The sequence below is a fragment of the Arthrobacter halodurans genome, from assembly GCF_041877255.1.
GTDB lineage: Bacteria > Actinomycetota > Actinomycetes > Actinomycetales > Micrococcaceae > Arthrobacter_N > Arthrobacter_N halodurans.
This window is the reverse complement of record NZ_JBHDLJ010000014.1, coordinates 1-13476: the sequence shown is the minus strand read 5'-3', so window position 1 is coordinate 13476 and position 13476 is coordinate 1. Positions and strand designations below refer to the sequence as shown.

The window sequence follows — 13476 nt, the reverse complement described above, 5'->3', positions numbered from 1 at the left end:
TGCGCCGACCCGGGCGGACTGGCCCGGCGCGGATGTCCCGACCCGCCGCGGAGCCTAGCGGGCGCGGTGGCGGCGCGAGCCCAGGCGGATCAGCAGGCCGCCCGCGATCAGGAGGGCGAGGCCGGCCGCGCCGGCACGGACCACCGTGTCGGTGCCGGTGGCCGCGAGCTGGCGGCTCCGGGAGTCGGCCGACGCGTCGGCGGCACCTTCCACGCTTCCGGCCGCCACGACGTCCGCCCCCGGTCCCACGGGGACCAGTGCCGGGGGAGTCTCGAAGCCCTCCGGCCCCTCGGGCTTGGTGCCCGGCGCCTGCGGATCGGTCGGCAACTCCTCGATCGCTTCGTCCCCTGCGTCCTCGTCCAGGGAACCGTCCTCGATCAGGCCCACGAGGACCCAATCGAAAACGCCGAGGCCGAAGCCGTAGTCCTCGCCGAACTCCTGCATGAGGAAGGCCTCGAGCCCCTCGAAGTCGCCCTCGAGGATAAATGCCTCGATGGCCCCGACGACCCGCTGGAAGCCGTCGTCGTTCTGAAGTTCGTCCCAGTTCTCGTCAATGTGCTGCGCGACCTGCTCCGCGAACCACTCGTACCGCTCGTCCTCGGTCCAGTCGTCGAACCCTTCCGGCGTTTCGACGGTTTCGACGGTGTCATCGACCGGGGTTCGCACGTCTTCGGTGGGTGGTGCCTCGCCGCCCGCGGGCCCCTGGCTGGACTCCCCGTCCGGCTGGGGGTCCTCCGGCGTGGCCTCGCTGGTGGGGGGCTCGGTCTGCTCGGGAGCGGTCGGCTGCGCGGAGTCGGTCGGGACCGGCGCGGACGGTCCGGGTGCGGACGTTTCGGGGTCGGTCGTGGGTTCGCCGGGACCTTCCGACTCCACTGGTCCGGCCTGCTCGGACGGCGGCTCGGTGGGCTCGACGGACGGTGTGGGCTCCTCCGTCGGGGGAGTGGTGGGAGGCGTCGTCGTCTCGTCGCCGGGATCGATGCCTGCCAGCTCCGGAGCGGAGGTGTCTCCCCCTTCGTCGGCGCCGCCGGGGGTCGGGTCCGCGGCCGCGCCGCCCTGGCCCGCCGTGCCGGAAGTCAGCGTCGGTGCGGCGTCGGAGAGGGCTGGGGCGACGGGATGCGGGGCTGTCGCTGACGTTCCCGCGTCGGCGCCGGTCGTCGACTCGGCCGAAATGGCCGAGGACACCGATACCGTGGCGACCGTCTCGGTCTGCGAGAGCTCCGCGGCCTGGGCCGGCGACGCCGCGAACAGCAGCCCGCACAGCGCGATGGAAGCTGTGAGGGTGACGCCGATTCGGTGTTGCATGGGAGCCCTGTTCCTCGCGAGATGGTGCGGGTGCCGTGGTGGCACACAAGAGCCGTCCCCATCCCCGAGGAGGGGAACACTTCCCATCCGAGCGTTATCGTAAGTCACTTCGCACGGCGTGACAACAATCACCCACGGATGTCGACAACTTGTGTCCCGGCAGTCACGCCCGGCCCGTCCGCGTGCGCGGGAGGCCGCGTCTCCGTAGGCTGGGCCCATGGCCGAGACTGACTATTCCACGCGCGGCGCCTACGTTACGGGCGGCGCGGACTTCACCCGCGACACGAACTACATCGAGGACCGGATCGTCGAGGACCCCGACCGCGTGCGGTCCTCGGGCGGTCCCACGGGGGGTTCCATCGGCAACCCGCGCGGCGGACTGTCCGAGGGTGCGCAGGCCTGGCCCGTCGAGGCCGGACGGTACCGGCTGGTGGCCGCGCGCGCCTGTCCGTGGGCCAACCGGGCCATCATCGTGCGGCGGCTGCTGGGTCTCGAGGACGCGATCTCCCTCGGAACGCCGGGACCGACCCACGACGCCCGCTCCTGGACCTTCGACCTTGACCCCGGCGGACGCGATCCGGTGCTGGGTACGGAGCGCCTGCAGGAGAACTATTTCGCGCGCTTCCCCGACTACCCGCGCGGCATTACGGTGCCCGCGCTGGTGGACACGGAGACGGGCGGCGTCGTCACCAACGACTATCCGCAGATGACGCTCGACTTCTCCACGGAATGGGGCCGGTTCCACCGGGACGGGGCACCGGACCTGTTGCCGGCGGGGCTGCTGGACGAGATGCAGCCCGTCATCAAACGCGTCTTCACCGAAGTGAACAACGGCGTGTACCGGTGCGGGTTCGCCGGGTCGCAGGAGGCCTACGACGAAGCCTACGAGCGCCTCTGGACCGCGATGGACTGGCTGGAGGAGCGCCTGACGACACGGCGCTTCCTCATGGGGCCGACCATCACGGAGGCCGACGTGCGCCTGTTCACGACGCTGGTCCGCTTCGACCCCGTCTACCACGGGCACTTCAAGTGCAACCGCAACAAGCTGACGGAGATGCCTGCCCTGTGGGCCTACGCCCGCGAGCTGTTCCAGACCCCGGGCTTCGGGGACACTGTGGACTTCGAGCAGATCAAGGCGCACTACTACGTGGTGCACGAGGACATCAATCCGACCAAGATCGTCCCCGTCGGCCCGGACCTGGCGAACTGGTTGGAGCCGCACGGCCGCGAGGCGCTCGGGGGATCGCCCTTCGGCGACGGGACGCCTCCGGGGCCGGTCCGTCCGGGCGAGGAGGTGCAGCCGGGCCGCAGCCCGCTGTACCCCGCCTGACGCCGGCGGCCGGCGGTCGGCGGCGCCCCGGTGGCGCCCCGGCGGACACGACGGCGGGCACGACGGCGACCCGCGGTCGGCACCGCCACGGCGGTGCCCTGGCGGGCACGACGGCGACGACGGATCCGTCCGGGCGCCCGACCGCTGCGCCGCGGCCGCGACGAACCGTCGGCGCCGCGTGGCAGGATTGTGGGCATGACGATCACCGCTGCCGCAGACGGCTCCGCCCTCGGAAACCCCGGCCCCGCGGGCTGGGCTTGGTACGTGGACGCCACTTGCTGGCGGGCCGGCGGGTGGCCGCACGGCACCAACAACATGGGCGAGCTGATGGCGGTCCTGGACCTCTTCCGCTCCACCGAGCACGTGGCGGACCAGCACCTCCACATCCTCTGCGACTCCCAGTACGTGATCAACTGCGTCACCAAGTGGATGCCGGGCTGGAAGCGCAAGGGCTGGAAGAAGGCGGACGGCAAGCCCGTCCTGAACCTGGAGCTCCTCCAGCAGATCGACGCCGTGATCAAGGGGCGCGACTACAGCTTCGAATGGGTCAAGGGGCATGCCGGCCACGACCTCAACGAGGCCGCGGACGACCGTGCCCGCGCCGCCGCGACCGCCTACCAGAGCGGCCGGGCAGCCGATGCCGGGCCCGGTTTCCCCGGCGCCGTCCCCGCGGGCAGGGATGCGGCCGTCGCCACCGCCCGCGCGGCGCGGAGCGCCGACGCTCCCGTCGCCCCCGCCGCTCTCGTCGCGCCCGCCGCTCGCCGCGCTGCCACCCCATCGGCGCCCGCCACCGTCTCCGCCGGCGCGACGGGCCCGGCCGCGGTGGCCCAGGACGACCTGTTCAGTTCGCTCGAGGACGTGCGCGAGACCGGCGCCGGCATCTCCTCCGTCGACGTCGTCGCCACGCTGGAGCGGGAGCTGTTGGACCCGGAGGTCAGGTCCGAGCCCGGGCAGGTCGCCTACCTGCTGCACCCCGACTTCCGGGAAATCGACGGCCGCGGCGCGGTCCACGACAGGGACGGGCTGGCCCCGGCCGTCCCGGCGGGACGCTTCGAGCTGCTGGAGGGCGCGGAGCTCTCGCCGGGCATGATCCACCTCACCTACCGCCTCGCGGGCGGGGACGGGTCCACATTGTGCACGGCGCTCTGGCAGCGGGCGGGGGAGCGGTGGCGACTGAGGTTCCGCCAGGAGACGCGCGAGGCGTAGCCGGGGCGGCGGCGCCTCACGCGATGGCCACGACGGCGCCCGCGCCTACACTGGGCCCGTGACCGAAAGCACCGAGACCAACGCCTTGGTCGACGAGCACGTCGACCCCCGCTTCAAGCCCGTCGCCGGGCTGCTCCGCTCCTTCGCGGCCGAGGACCCCGACTACTCGGCGCAGCTCGCCGTCTACCACGAGGGCCGGCAGGTCCTGGATGTCGCCGTCGGCCCGAACTGCACCCGCGATTCCCTGACCGGCGTGTTCTCCTGTTCCAAGGGCGCGGCAGCCATGGTGGTCGGTATCCTGCTCCAGGAAGGCGCGCTGGCGCTTGACGCGCAGGTCTCCTCGTACTGGCCGGAGTTCGCCGCGAACGGCAAGGGATCCGTGACGGTCCGGCAGCTGCTCAGCCACCAGGCCGGGCTGCCCGGCGTGGACGGCGGAATGACCCTCGGGGAGTACACCGAATCGCACCTCGCCGCGGAGCTGCTCGCGGCCGCGGAACCGCTGTGGCGCCCCGGGGCCGCGCACTCCTACCACGCGCTGAGTATCGGTGTCCTCATGGAGGAGCTCGCGCGGCGCACCGCGGGGGAGCGGCTCCAGGAGCTCTACGAGCGGAGGATCCGCGCGCCCTTCGGCATCGATTTCTACCTGGGGTTGCCGGAGGCGGAGGAGCGCCGCTACCGCGACGTCCTCAAGCCGGCGCAGTCTCCGCCCCTGCCGTTCATCGACCCCTTCGGGCACTTCGGGGTGGCCGCCAACTCGGCGGCCGGCTTCGACGGCCCGGACGGGCCCACCCGGGACCTCCTGGATGTGCCGAACGTGCGCGCGGTCCGCGCGGCCGGCATCGCCGCGGCGGGCGGGGTCGCGAGCGCCCGCGGGATGGCGCGGCTGTATGCCGCGGCCTCGACCGGCGTCGTGCTGGAGGACGGATCGCGCCGCGAACCTTTCCTGTCGGGCGCCACGCGCGCCGAGCTTTCCCAGGAGCAGGTGTTCGGCACCGACCGGGCCAACGGGCTCACGGGCGCCTACGGCATCGTCTTCATGAAGTCCCAGCCGCGCAACGACTTCGGATCGTGGCGGGCCTTCGGGCACGACGGCGCCAACGGGGCGCTCGGCTTCGCCGACCCCGCCTACGGCATCGGGTTCGGGTACGTCCCGGCGCGCGCCGAGGAGTCCGGCACGGGATCCCGCGGCGGGCGGCTCACGGTCGCGGTGCGCCAAGCGCTGCTCGGCGCCTAGGCCGTGGCGCGGAAGGGCGGTGGCGGCGGGACCGACGACCTGCTGCGCCTGGCACGGGAGACCTTCGGCTGGGAGGCCTTCCGCGCCGGCCAGCGCGAGGCCATCGAGGCGGCCGTGTCAGGGCGCGACGTCGTCGCCGTCATGCCGACCGGCCACGGCAAGTCGGCGATCTACCAGCTCGCCGCGCTGGCCCGGGACGGCCTGGCCGTCGTGGTCTCCCCGCTGATCGCCCTGCAGTCGGACCAGCTGGAGGATCTGAACTCCCTGCTCGGCGGAGTCCGCGCGGTGGCCGTCAACTCGTCCCTCGGTGACGCCGCGGTGGACGCGGCGTGGGACGCGGTCGAGTCCGGCGCCGCCCGGTTCCTTTTCCTGGCGCCCGAGCAGTTGGCGAAGGACGACGTGGTCGACCGGATCGGCGCGCTGGAGCCGACGCTGTTCGTCGTGGACGAGGCGCACTGCGTCTCGGCCTGGGGGCACGACTTCCGTCCCGACTACCTGCGCCTCGGGCCCGCCCGCGAACGCGTCGGCGGTCCGACCGCGATCGCGCTGACCGCGACCGCATCAGGTCCGGTGCGCGAGGAGATCGTCGCGCGGCTCGGCCTCGCGGACCCCTTGGTGATCGCCGGCGGCTTCGACCGGCCCAACCTCCACCTGTCCGTGGTGCGGCACCACGAGGAACCCGCGAAGGAGCAGGCCGTCGTGGAGCAGATCCTCGGGCTCGCCGCGCCGGGTCTGCTCTACGTCGGCACGCGCCGCGCCGCCGAGGAGTTCGCGGAGCGCCTGGCCGGGTGCGGACTGCGGGCCGCGGCCTACCACGCGGGCCGCCGCGCCGCGGAGCGCGAGCGCGTCCACCGCGACTTCCTCGAGGACCGGCTCGACGTCGTCGTGGCCACCACGGCGTTCGGGATGGGCATCGACAAGCCGAACGTCCGCTTCGTCCTGCACGCCGACATCCCCGACTCGCTGGACAGCTACTACCAGGAGATCGGCCGCGCGGGGCGCGACGGCGAACCGGCGGCGGCCACCCTGCACTACCGGTCCCAGGACCTCGGGCTGCGCGCGTTCTTCGGCACCCACCACGCGGACGTGGAGGCCCTGCTGACCGTCGTCCAGGCGCTGCGGACCCGGGGCGGAGCGGTGCCCCTCTCCGGGCTCAAGGACGCCGTGGACCTGTCCGGGCGCAAGGTGACGAGCGCCGCGAACCTGCTGGAGTCCGCCGGCGTCGTCGAATCCGGCCCGGACGGGCTGTCGCTGCGTCCCGGCACGACGCCGGCCCGGGCGGCCGAGCGGGCCGTGGAGACGGCGGAGTCGAGATCGCGGATCGACCGCTCCCGGATCGAGATGATGCGCGGCTACGCGGAGACGGACGGCTGTCGCCGCCAGTACCTGCTCGGGTACTTCGGCGAGGAGCTCGCGGACCCCTGCGGCAACTGCGACAACTGCCTGGAAGGCACGGCGCAGGACCTGACGCACGAGGACGCCGCCTTTCCGCTGCAGAGCTCCGTGGTGCACTCCGCGTGGGGGCCCGGCATCGTCATGGGCACGGACGAGGACCGGCTGACCGTCCTCTTCGCCCGCGAGGGGTACAAGACGCTCTCGCGCCGCGCCGTCGAGGAGGGCGGGCTCCTCCGTCCCGCCTGAGCCCGGCGCGCCCGAAGACCGTCCGCGGGAGGCCCGAAGTGGCCGATGGTCGGCGCGAACCGCTGCCGCCCGGCCGCGCCCACCCTGCCGCGCCGCGCGGCCAGCGCTCCGGCTAGGCTGTTCCCGTGGACTTTTCAAAGCGTTTCGTGGCCCTGGGAGACTCCTTCACGGAGGGCGTCGGCGACGACGACCCCTCGCGCCCGCACGGCGTGCGCGGCTGGGCGGACCGCGTCGCGGAGCAGCTCTGCGCCGCGGACGAGGAGTGGGGCTACGCGAACCTGGCCGTGCGCGGCAAAAAGGTGCGGCAGGTCGTGGCCGAGCAGTTGCCCGCCGCCCTGGAGCTGAAGCCGACGCTGGTGACGCTCTACGCCGGCGGCAACGACATCCTGCGCCCCAGCGTCGACATCGACGACCTCATGGGGGAGTACGACGCCGCCGTCGCCGCGTTGCGGGGGTCGGGCGCCGCCGTCGTGCTGTTCACCGGATTCGATTCCTCCGGTTCGGCGGTCTTCGGCAAGACGCGCGGGCGTACCGCCATCTACAACGAGTGGGTGCGGGAGGTCGCGGACCGGCACGAAGCCGTGATCGCCGACTACTGGCGCTGGCGCGAGTTCAAGGACTGGCGCTACTGGGCCCAGGACCGCCTGCACATGGGCGCCCCCGGACACACCCTCATGGCCAAGCGGGTGCTGGAGGTCCTCCGCCACGCCGACACGATCGACACGCCCGAGCTGGAGACCGCGCCCGCGCTGGGCCGGCTCCGCAAGGTCCAGGCCGACGCCCAGTGGGCCCGCGAGCATGTGGTTCCCTGGGTCAAGCGGCGGCTCACCGGGACGTCGTCCGGGGACTCGCTGTCCGCGCGCTACCCTGCGTACGTGCGGCTCGCCGTTTCGGCCGCCGCGCCCGGGGCGGTGCCGGATGCCGGGGCGTCGCCGGAGCCGGGCGCGCGCTAGGCAGCAGGGTAGGGAAAGCTATCCTGCCTAGCGGGCGCCGGGCTGCGGTGCTTAGCTACACCCATGACTGAGGAACCGCGCACGAACGCAGCGGGCGCGAACGAACCCCGCGTCCACGAAGCGCCCGGGTACCAACCCCCCACGCGCGAACCGTCCGGGGCGCCGTCCGGTGCGGCCGTCCCGAACCGCCACGGCGAGGAGCCGCACGACTCCGCCGGTACCGCCCACCGCCTGAACTGGCTGCGCGCCGGGGTGCTCGGTGCGAACGACGGCATCGTCTCCGTGGCCGCCGTCGTGGTCGGCGTCGCCGGCGCGACGACCCAGACCGGCCCGATCGTCGCGGCCGGGGCCGCGGCACTGATCGGCGGTGCCATCTCGATGGCGTTGGGCGAATACGTGTCGGTGTCCAGCTCGGCGGACTCGCAGCGGGCGCTCATCGCCAAGGAGAAGTGGGAGCTGGCCGAGATGCCGGAGGAGGAGTTCGAGGAGCTCGCCCAGATCTACCAGTCCAAGGGCCTGCGGCCCGAGACCGCCCGGCAGGTCGCCCTCGAGCTGACCGAGCACGACGCGCTCAGGGCCCATCTGGAGGCGGAGCTGCACATCGACGAGACCGAAGTGGTCAGCCCGTGGCATGCCGCGTTCGCCTCGGCGGTGGCGTTCACGGTCGGCGCGATCCTGCCGTTCCTGACGGCGGTGCTGCTGCCCGCCGACATCCGCGTCCAGGTCACCTTCGCCGCCGTGCTCGTGGCCCTCGGCATCACGGGCGCACTGGGCGCCTACCTCGGCGGCGCCAAGCCGCTGATCCCGACGATCCGCGTGCTCATCGGCGGCGTGGCCGCCCTGGGCGTCACGTTCGCGATCGGCTCCTGGCTCGGAACCACGGGGATCGTCGGCTAGCACGCGGGACGGCGAGGCAGCGCGGCGCATGCGTTGCGCGGATGCGCCGCGCCGGGGTAGCCGCGCCGGGGTAGCCGCGGCGTCCCCGACAGTTGTCTGTGGCGTGGCTCTCGAACTACCATGGGACTGTGCCCGCAGGGGCACGGCCATTGACATGCGGCGGGAGAGACCCGCTAAATCCACTGGCGGGCGCCGTAGGAGCAATTTCCTCCCCGGGAATCTCTCAGGCACCCGTACCGCCGCGCATAGGCAACTCTGGAAAGCAGTCGCACTGCGCACCCGTCCCGGTCCCCGGGCGGTCTGGCGGTGCGACTCACCGACGGTGCAAGCAGCGCCCGGGCAGCCGCCCACGCTGCGGAATCTCTCAGGTCCAATACAGAGTCGGGGAGGAATCGAAGCTCATTCGGCGTGCGCGCACCCCGACCACACTTGGAGTTCCTCTTATGACAGCGACAACGGCCAGCCCCTCCACCGCCAGCGTTTCCGGCGAACTCGTCTTCGCGGACCGCCACATCGGACCCCGCGGCGACGCCGTCGAGACCATGCTCCGCCACCTCGGCTACGCCACCCTGGACGACCTCGTGGACACCGCCGTTCCCGCCGACATCCGCCAGTCCGAGCCGCTGGAGCTCCCGGCGCCGCGCTCCGAGGCCGAGGTGCTCGCCGACCTGCGCGCCATCGCGTCCAAGAACACCATGAAGACGCAGATGATCGGCCAGGGGTTCTACGACACCCTCACGCCGCCCGTCATCCTGCGCAACGTGCTCGAGGACCCCGCCTGGTACACGGCCTACACGCCGTACCAGCCGGAGATCTCCCAAGGCCGGCTCGAGGCGCTGCTGAACTTCCAGACGATGGTGGGGGACCTGACCGGCCTCCCCATCGCCAACGCGTCCCTGCTGGACGAAGCCTCCGCCGTCGCCGAGGCCGTCCTGCTGATGCGCCGCTCCAACAAGGCCAAGGGCGACGCCAAGACCGTCCTCGACGCCGACCTCTTCCCGCAGACCATCTCGGTGGTCCGCGGCCGCGCGGACGCGCTCGGCTTCGAGGTGGAGATTGCCGACCTCTCAGCCGGCCTCCCGGACGGGGACATTTCGGGCATCGTCCTGCAGCAGCCCGGCAACTCCGGCCGCGTCGTGGACCACACCGCCGCCATCGCCGCCGCCAAGGAGCGCGGTGCCATGGTCACGGTGGCCGCGGACATCCTCGCGCTCACGCTCATCACCGCGCCGGGCGAGCAGGGCGCGGACATCGCCGTGGGCAACACGCAGCGCCTCGGCGTTCCGCTGTTCTTCGGCGGGCCGCACGCCGCGTACATGGCCGTCCGCAAGGGCCTCGAACGGTCCCTCCCCGGACGCCTCGTCGGCGTCTCCAAGGACGACGCCGGCACGCCCGCGTACCGCCTGGCCCTGCAGACCCGCGAGCAGCACATCCGTCGCGAGAAGGCCACGTCCAACATCTGCACCGCCCAGGCGCTGCTGGCCATCACCGCATCCATGTACGCGGTCTACCACGGCCCCGAGGGGCTGAAGGCGATCGCCCGCCGGGCCAACCTGCGCGCCCGCACGCTCGCCGCCGTGCTGTCCGGCGCCGGCGTCGAGCTGGTCTCCGACACGTTCTTCGACACCGTCCAGGCGCGCGTGCCGGGCCGCGCGGCCCAGATCATCGCGACCGCCGAGACCCACGGCGTGAACCTGCGCCTCGTCGACCCGGAAACCGTGGGCGCCTCCGCCGACGAGACCACGACGACGGCGCACCTCGCCGCCATCGCCGCGGCCTTCGGGATCGGGGACGCGGCCGCCAAGGTCGCCGAGGCCGAACTCGAGGCGGGGCGCGAGCTGCCGGACGCCGTCGTGCGGACCAGCGACTTCATGACCCACCCGATCTTCCACTCCATCCGCTCCGAGACGCAGATGCTGCGCTACCTGCGCAAGCTCTCCGACCGCGACCTGGCGCTGGACCGCACCATGATCCCGCTGGGCTCCTGCACCATGAAGCTCAACGCCACCGCCGAGATGGAATCCATGTCCTGGCCGGAGTTCGCCTCCATCCACCCGTACGCCCCGGCGCACCAGACCGCCGGCTGGCGGGAGCTGATCGCGGACCTCGAGGCGCGCCTGAGCACCATCACGGGCTATGCGGGCGTCTCCATCCAGCCCAACGCCGGGTCCCAGGGCGAGTACGCGGGCCTGCTCGCCATTCGCCAGTACCACCTGGCCCAGGGCGACGATGCCCGCACCGTCTGCCTCATCCCCGCCTCGGCGCACGGGACGAACGCAGCCTCCGCGGTCCTCGCCGGCCTGAAGGTGGTCGTGGTCAAGACCGCGGCCAACGGCACCATCGACGCCGAGGACCTGGACGCGAAGATCGAGGCCCACCGCGACTCGCTGGCCGCCATCATGATCACCTACCCGTCCACGCACGGCGTGTATGACGCCGACGTGCGCGAGGTGTGCGACAAGGTCCACGCGGCGGGCGGCCAGGTCTACATCGACGGCGCCAACATGAACGCGCTGGTCGGCCTCGGGCAGCCCGGCAAGTTCGGGGGCGACGTGTCCCACCTGAACCTGCACAAGACGTTCTGCATCCCGCACGGCGGAGGCGGCCCGGGCGTCGGCCCGGTCGCCGTGGCCGAGCACCTGGTGCCGTTCCTCCCCGGCGCCCCCGCCGGGGCCTCCAACGGCAACGACGGCACCCCCGTGACGTCGACCCCCTACGGCTCCGCCGGCGTCCTCCCCATCTCCTGGGCCTACGTGGCCATGATGGGCGGCGAGGGCCTGACCAACGCCACCAAGAACGCGCTGCTGGCCGCGAACTACATCGCGTCCCGCCTCGACGAGCACTTCCCGGTGCTCTACACGGGCAACAAGGGACTGGTCGCGCACGAGTGCATCCTGGACCTTCGCGACGTCACCGCCAAGACGGGCGTCACGGCCGAGGACGTCGCCAAGCGCCTGATCGACTACGGGTTCCACGCTCCGACCCTCGCCTTCCCCGTCGCGGGGACGCTGATGGTCGAGCCGACCGAGTCCGAGGACCTGGAGGAGATCGAGCGCTTCATCGAGGCCATGATTTCCATCCGCAAGGAGATGGACCAGGTGCTCGCCGGAGACTTCACGGTGGAGGAGTCGCCGCTGCGCAACGCCCCGCACACCGCGTCCGCCGTCGTGAGCACCGACTGGGACCGCAAGTACAGCCGCGAGCAGGCGGCCTTCCCGGTCGAGAGCCTCCGGCAGGACAAGTACTTCACCCCCGTGGGCCGCATCGACGGCGCCGGCGGGGACCGCAACCTGATCTGCTCCTGCCCGGCGCCCGAGGCGTTCGAGAACTAGCCCGGCCCCGCCCGAACCGAAAGGCACACCCGTGACGACCGAAACCACCACCCCGCGGCAGACCGCGCTGCACGCCGAACACGCCAGGCTCGGCGCGTCCTTCACCGACTTCGGGGGCTGGGACATGCCGCTGAAGTACGGCTCCGAACTGGCCGAGCACCAGGCGGTCCGCACGGCCGCGGGCCTCTTCGACCTCTCCCACATGGGCGAGATCTGGGTCGAGGGCCGGGAGGCCGCGCGGTTCCTGAACCACGCGCTCGTCGGCAACATGGCCGCGATGGCGGTCGGCAAGGCCAAGTACTCGCTGATCTGCAACGCCGACGGCGGGATCATCGACGACCTGATCACCTACCGCCGCGCCGAGGACCGCTTCCTGGTGGTCCCCAACGCCGGCAACGCCCCGGCCGTGGCGGCGGCACTGGCCGCGCGGGTCGCGGGGTTCGACGCCACGGTGACGGACGCGTCCGCCGAGACGTCGCTGGTCGCGGTGCAGGGTCCGGCCGCCGAGGCCATCCTGCTCGGGCTCGTCGCCGCGGAGGACGCGCCCCGCGTGTCCGGCATGAAGTACTACGCGGCCGACGAGGTCGCGGTGGCCGGGGTCGGCACCCTGATGGCCCGCACGGGCTACACGGGCGAGGACGGCTTCGAGCTGTACGTCCCCAACGACCGTGCGGCCCAGCTGTGGGGTGCCCTGCTCGAGGCGGGGCGCGGCTCCGGCCTCGTGCCGGCCGGGCTGGCCTGCCGCGACTCGCTGCGGCTCGAGGCGGGCATGCCGCTGTACGGCAACGAACTCTCGCTGGAGGTCGGCCCGTTCGACGCCGGGCTGGGCCCCGTGGTCTCCTTCAAGAAGGAGGAGGACTTCGTCGGCCGGGCCGCGCTCGAGGCGCAGAAGGCCGCCGGGCCGCGCCGCGTCCTGGTCGGGCTCAAGGGACTGGGCCGGCGCGCCGGCCGCTCGCACTACCCGGTTCTCCGCGACGGCGCCGTCGTCGGCGAGGTCACCTCCGGCCAGCCGAGCCCGACGCTCGGCTACCCGGTGGCGCTGGCCTACGTCGACGCGGGGCTCGCCGAGACCGGCACCCGGCTCGACGTCGACCTGCGCGGCAAGCCGGAGCCGTTCGAGGTCGTCGCCCTCCCGTTCTACAAGCGCCAGAACTAGCACCGCCCTCCACCCGTTTCCCCGAAAGGAACACACCATGAGCAAGGTCCTCTCCACCCTCCGCTACTCGGCCGAGCACGAATGGGTCGACTCCTCGTCACCGACGAAGGTCGGCATCTCGCAGATCGCCGCCGACGCCCTGGGCGACGTCGTGTACGTCGACCTTCCCGAGGTCGGCGCGGCGGTCACCGCGGGCGAGTCCTGCGGCGAGGTCGAGTCCACCAAGTCCGTGTCCGACCTCTACGCGCCGGTCACCGGCACCGTCGTCGAGATCAACCAGGAGGCCGTCGACAACCCGGCCCTGCTGAACGAGGACCCGTACGGCGCCGGCTGGCTGTTCACGGTCGAGGTCACGGAGGAGGGCCCGCTGCTCTCGGCGCAGGACTACGCCTCCGCCAACGGCGGGGACGTCGCGTGAGCGCTGT

At 72.5% G+C, this 13476-nt stretch carries 10 protein-coding genes and 1 riboswitch; of the genes, 9 read left to right on the top strand and 1 reads right to left on the bottom strand.

Annotation, left to right across the window (positions count from 1 at the left end; genetic code table 11):
- Nucleotides 1-54: 54 nt before the first annotated feature.
- Nucleotides 55-1302 (bottom strand): prolipoprotein diacylglyceryl transferase, encoded by a 1248-nt coding sequence (locus tag ACETWP_RS14310; RefSeq protein WP_373972938.1) that lies wholly within the window; start codon nt 1300-1302, stop codon nt 55-57.
- A gap of 217 nt (nt 1303-1519) precedes the next feature.
- Here ACETWP_RS14310 and ACETWP_RS14305 point away from each other — a divergent pair, with 217 nt between their 5' ends.
- The 9 genes from ACETWP_RS14305 to gcvH all read left to right on the top strand — a co-directional run bounded on the left by ACETWP_RS14305 (nt 1520) and on the right by gcvH (nt 13469).
- The gene (locus tag ACETWP_RS14305) at nt 1520-2632 is read left to right on the top strand and encodes a glutathione S-transferase family protein (RefSeq protein ID WP_373972937.1); all 1113 of its coding nucleotides are present in this window, start codon (nt 1520-1522) and stop codon (nt 2630-2632) included.
- Between the two features lie 195 nt (nt 2633-2827).
- Complete coding sequence (locus ACETWP_RS14300; protein ID WP_373972936.1) at nt 2828-3838, top strand: RNase H family protein; 1011 nt, start codon at nt 2828-2830, stop codon at nt 3836-3838.
- Nucleotides 3839-3896: 58 nt separating this feature from the next.
- Nucleotides 3897-5072: a serine hydrolase domain-containing protein gene (locus tag ACETWP_RS14295; RefSeq protein ID WP_373972935.1), complete on the top strand. Its 1176-nt coding sequence runs from the start codon at nt 3897-3899 to the stop codon at nt 5070-5072.
- Between the two features lie 3 nt (nt 5073-5075).
- The gene (locus ACETWP_RS14290; RefSeq protein ID WP_373972934.1) at nt 5076-6713 is read left to right on the top strand and encodes a RecQ family ATP-dependent DNA helicase; all 1638 of its coding nucleotides are present in this window, start codon (nt 5076-5078) and stop codon (nt 6711-6713) included.
- Nucleotides 6714-6838: 125 nt separating this feature from the next.
- Entirely contained in the window at nt 6839-7666 is an 828-nt protein-coding gene (locus ACETWP_RS14285) for an SGNH/GDSL hydrolase family protein (protein WP_373972933.1), read from the top strand.
- Nucleotides 7667-7729: 63 nt separating this feature from the next.
- Complete coding sequence (locus ACETWP_RS14280; RefSeq protein WP_373972932.1) at nt 7730-8563, top strand: VIT1/CCC1 transporter family protein; 834 nt, start codon at nt 7730-7732, stop codon at nt 8561-8563.
- 150 nt (nt 8564-8713) lie between these two features.
- Nucleotides 8714-8812, top strand: a riboswitch (glycine riboswitch).
- 194 nt (nt 8813-9006) lie between these two features.
- A complete protein-coding gene (gene gcvP / locus ACETWP_RS14275) occupies nt 9007-11895 on the top strand; it encodes an aminomethyl-transferring glycine dehydrogenase (protein ID WP_373972931.1) in 2889 nt (962 codons plus the stop codon).
- A 31-nt stretch (nt 11896-11926) separates the two neighbouring features.
- Entirely contained in the window at nt 11927-13051 is a 1125-nt protein-coding gene (gcvT, locus tag ACETWP_RS14270) for a glycine cleavage system aminomethyltransferase GcvT (protein ID WP_373972930.1), read from the top strand.
- 37 nt (nt 13052-13088) lie between these two features.
- Nucleotides 13089-13469 (top strand): glycine cleavage system protein GcvH, encoded by a 381-nt coding sequence (gene gcvH / locus ACETWP_RS14265; RefSeq protein WP_373972929.1) that lies wholly within the window; start codon nt 13089-13091, stop codon nt 13467-13469.
- Nucleotides 13470-13476 lie beyond the last annotated feature (7 nt).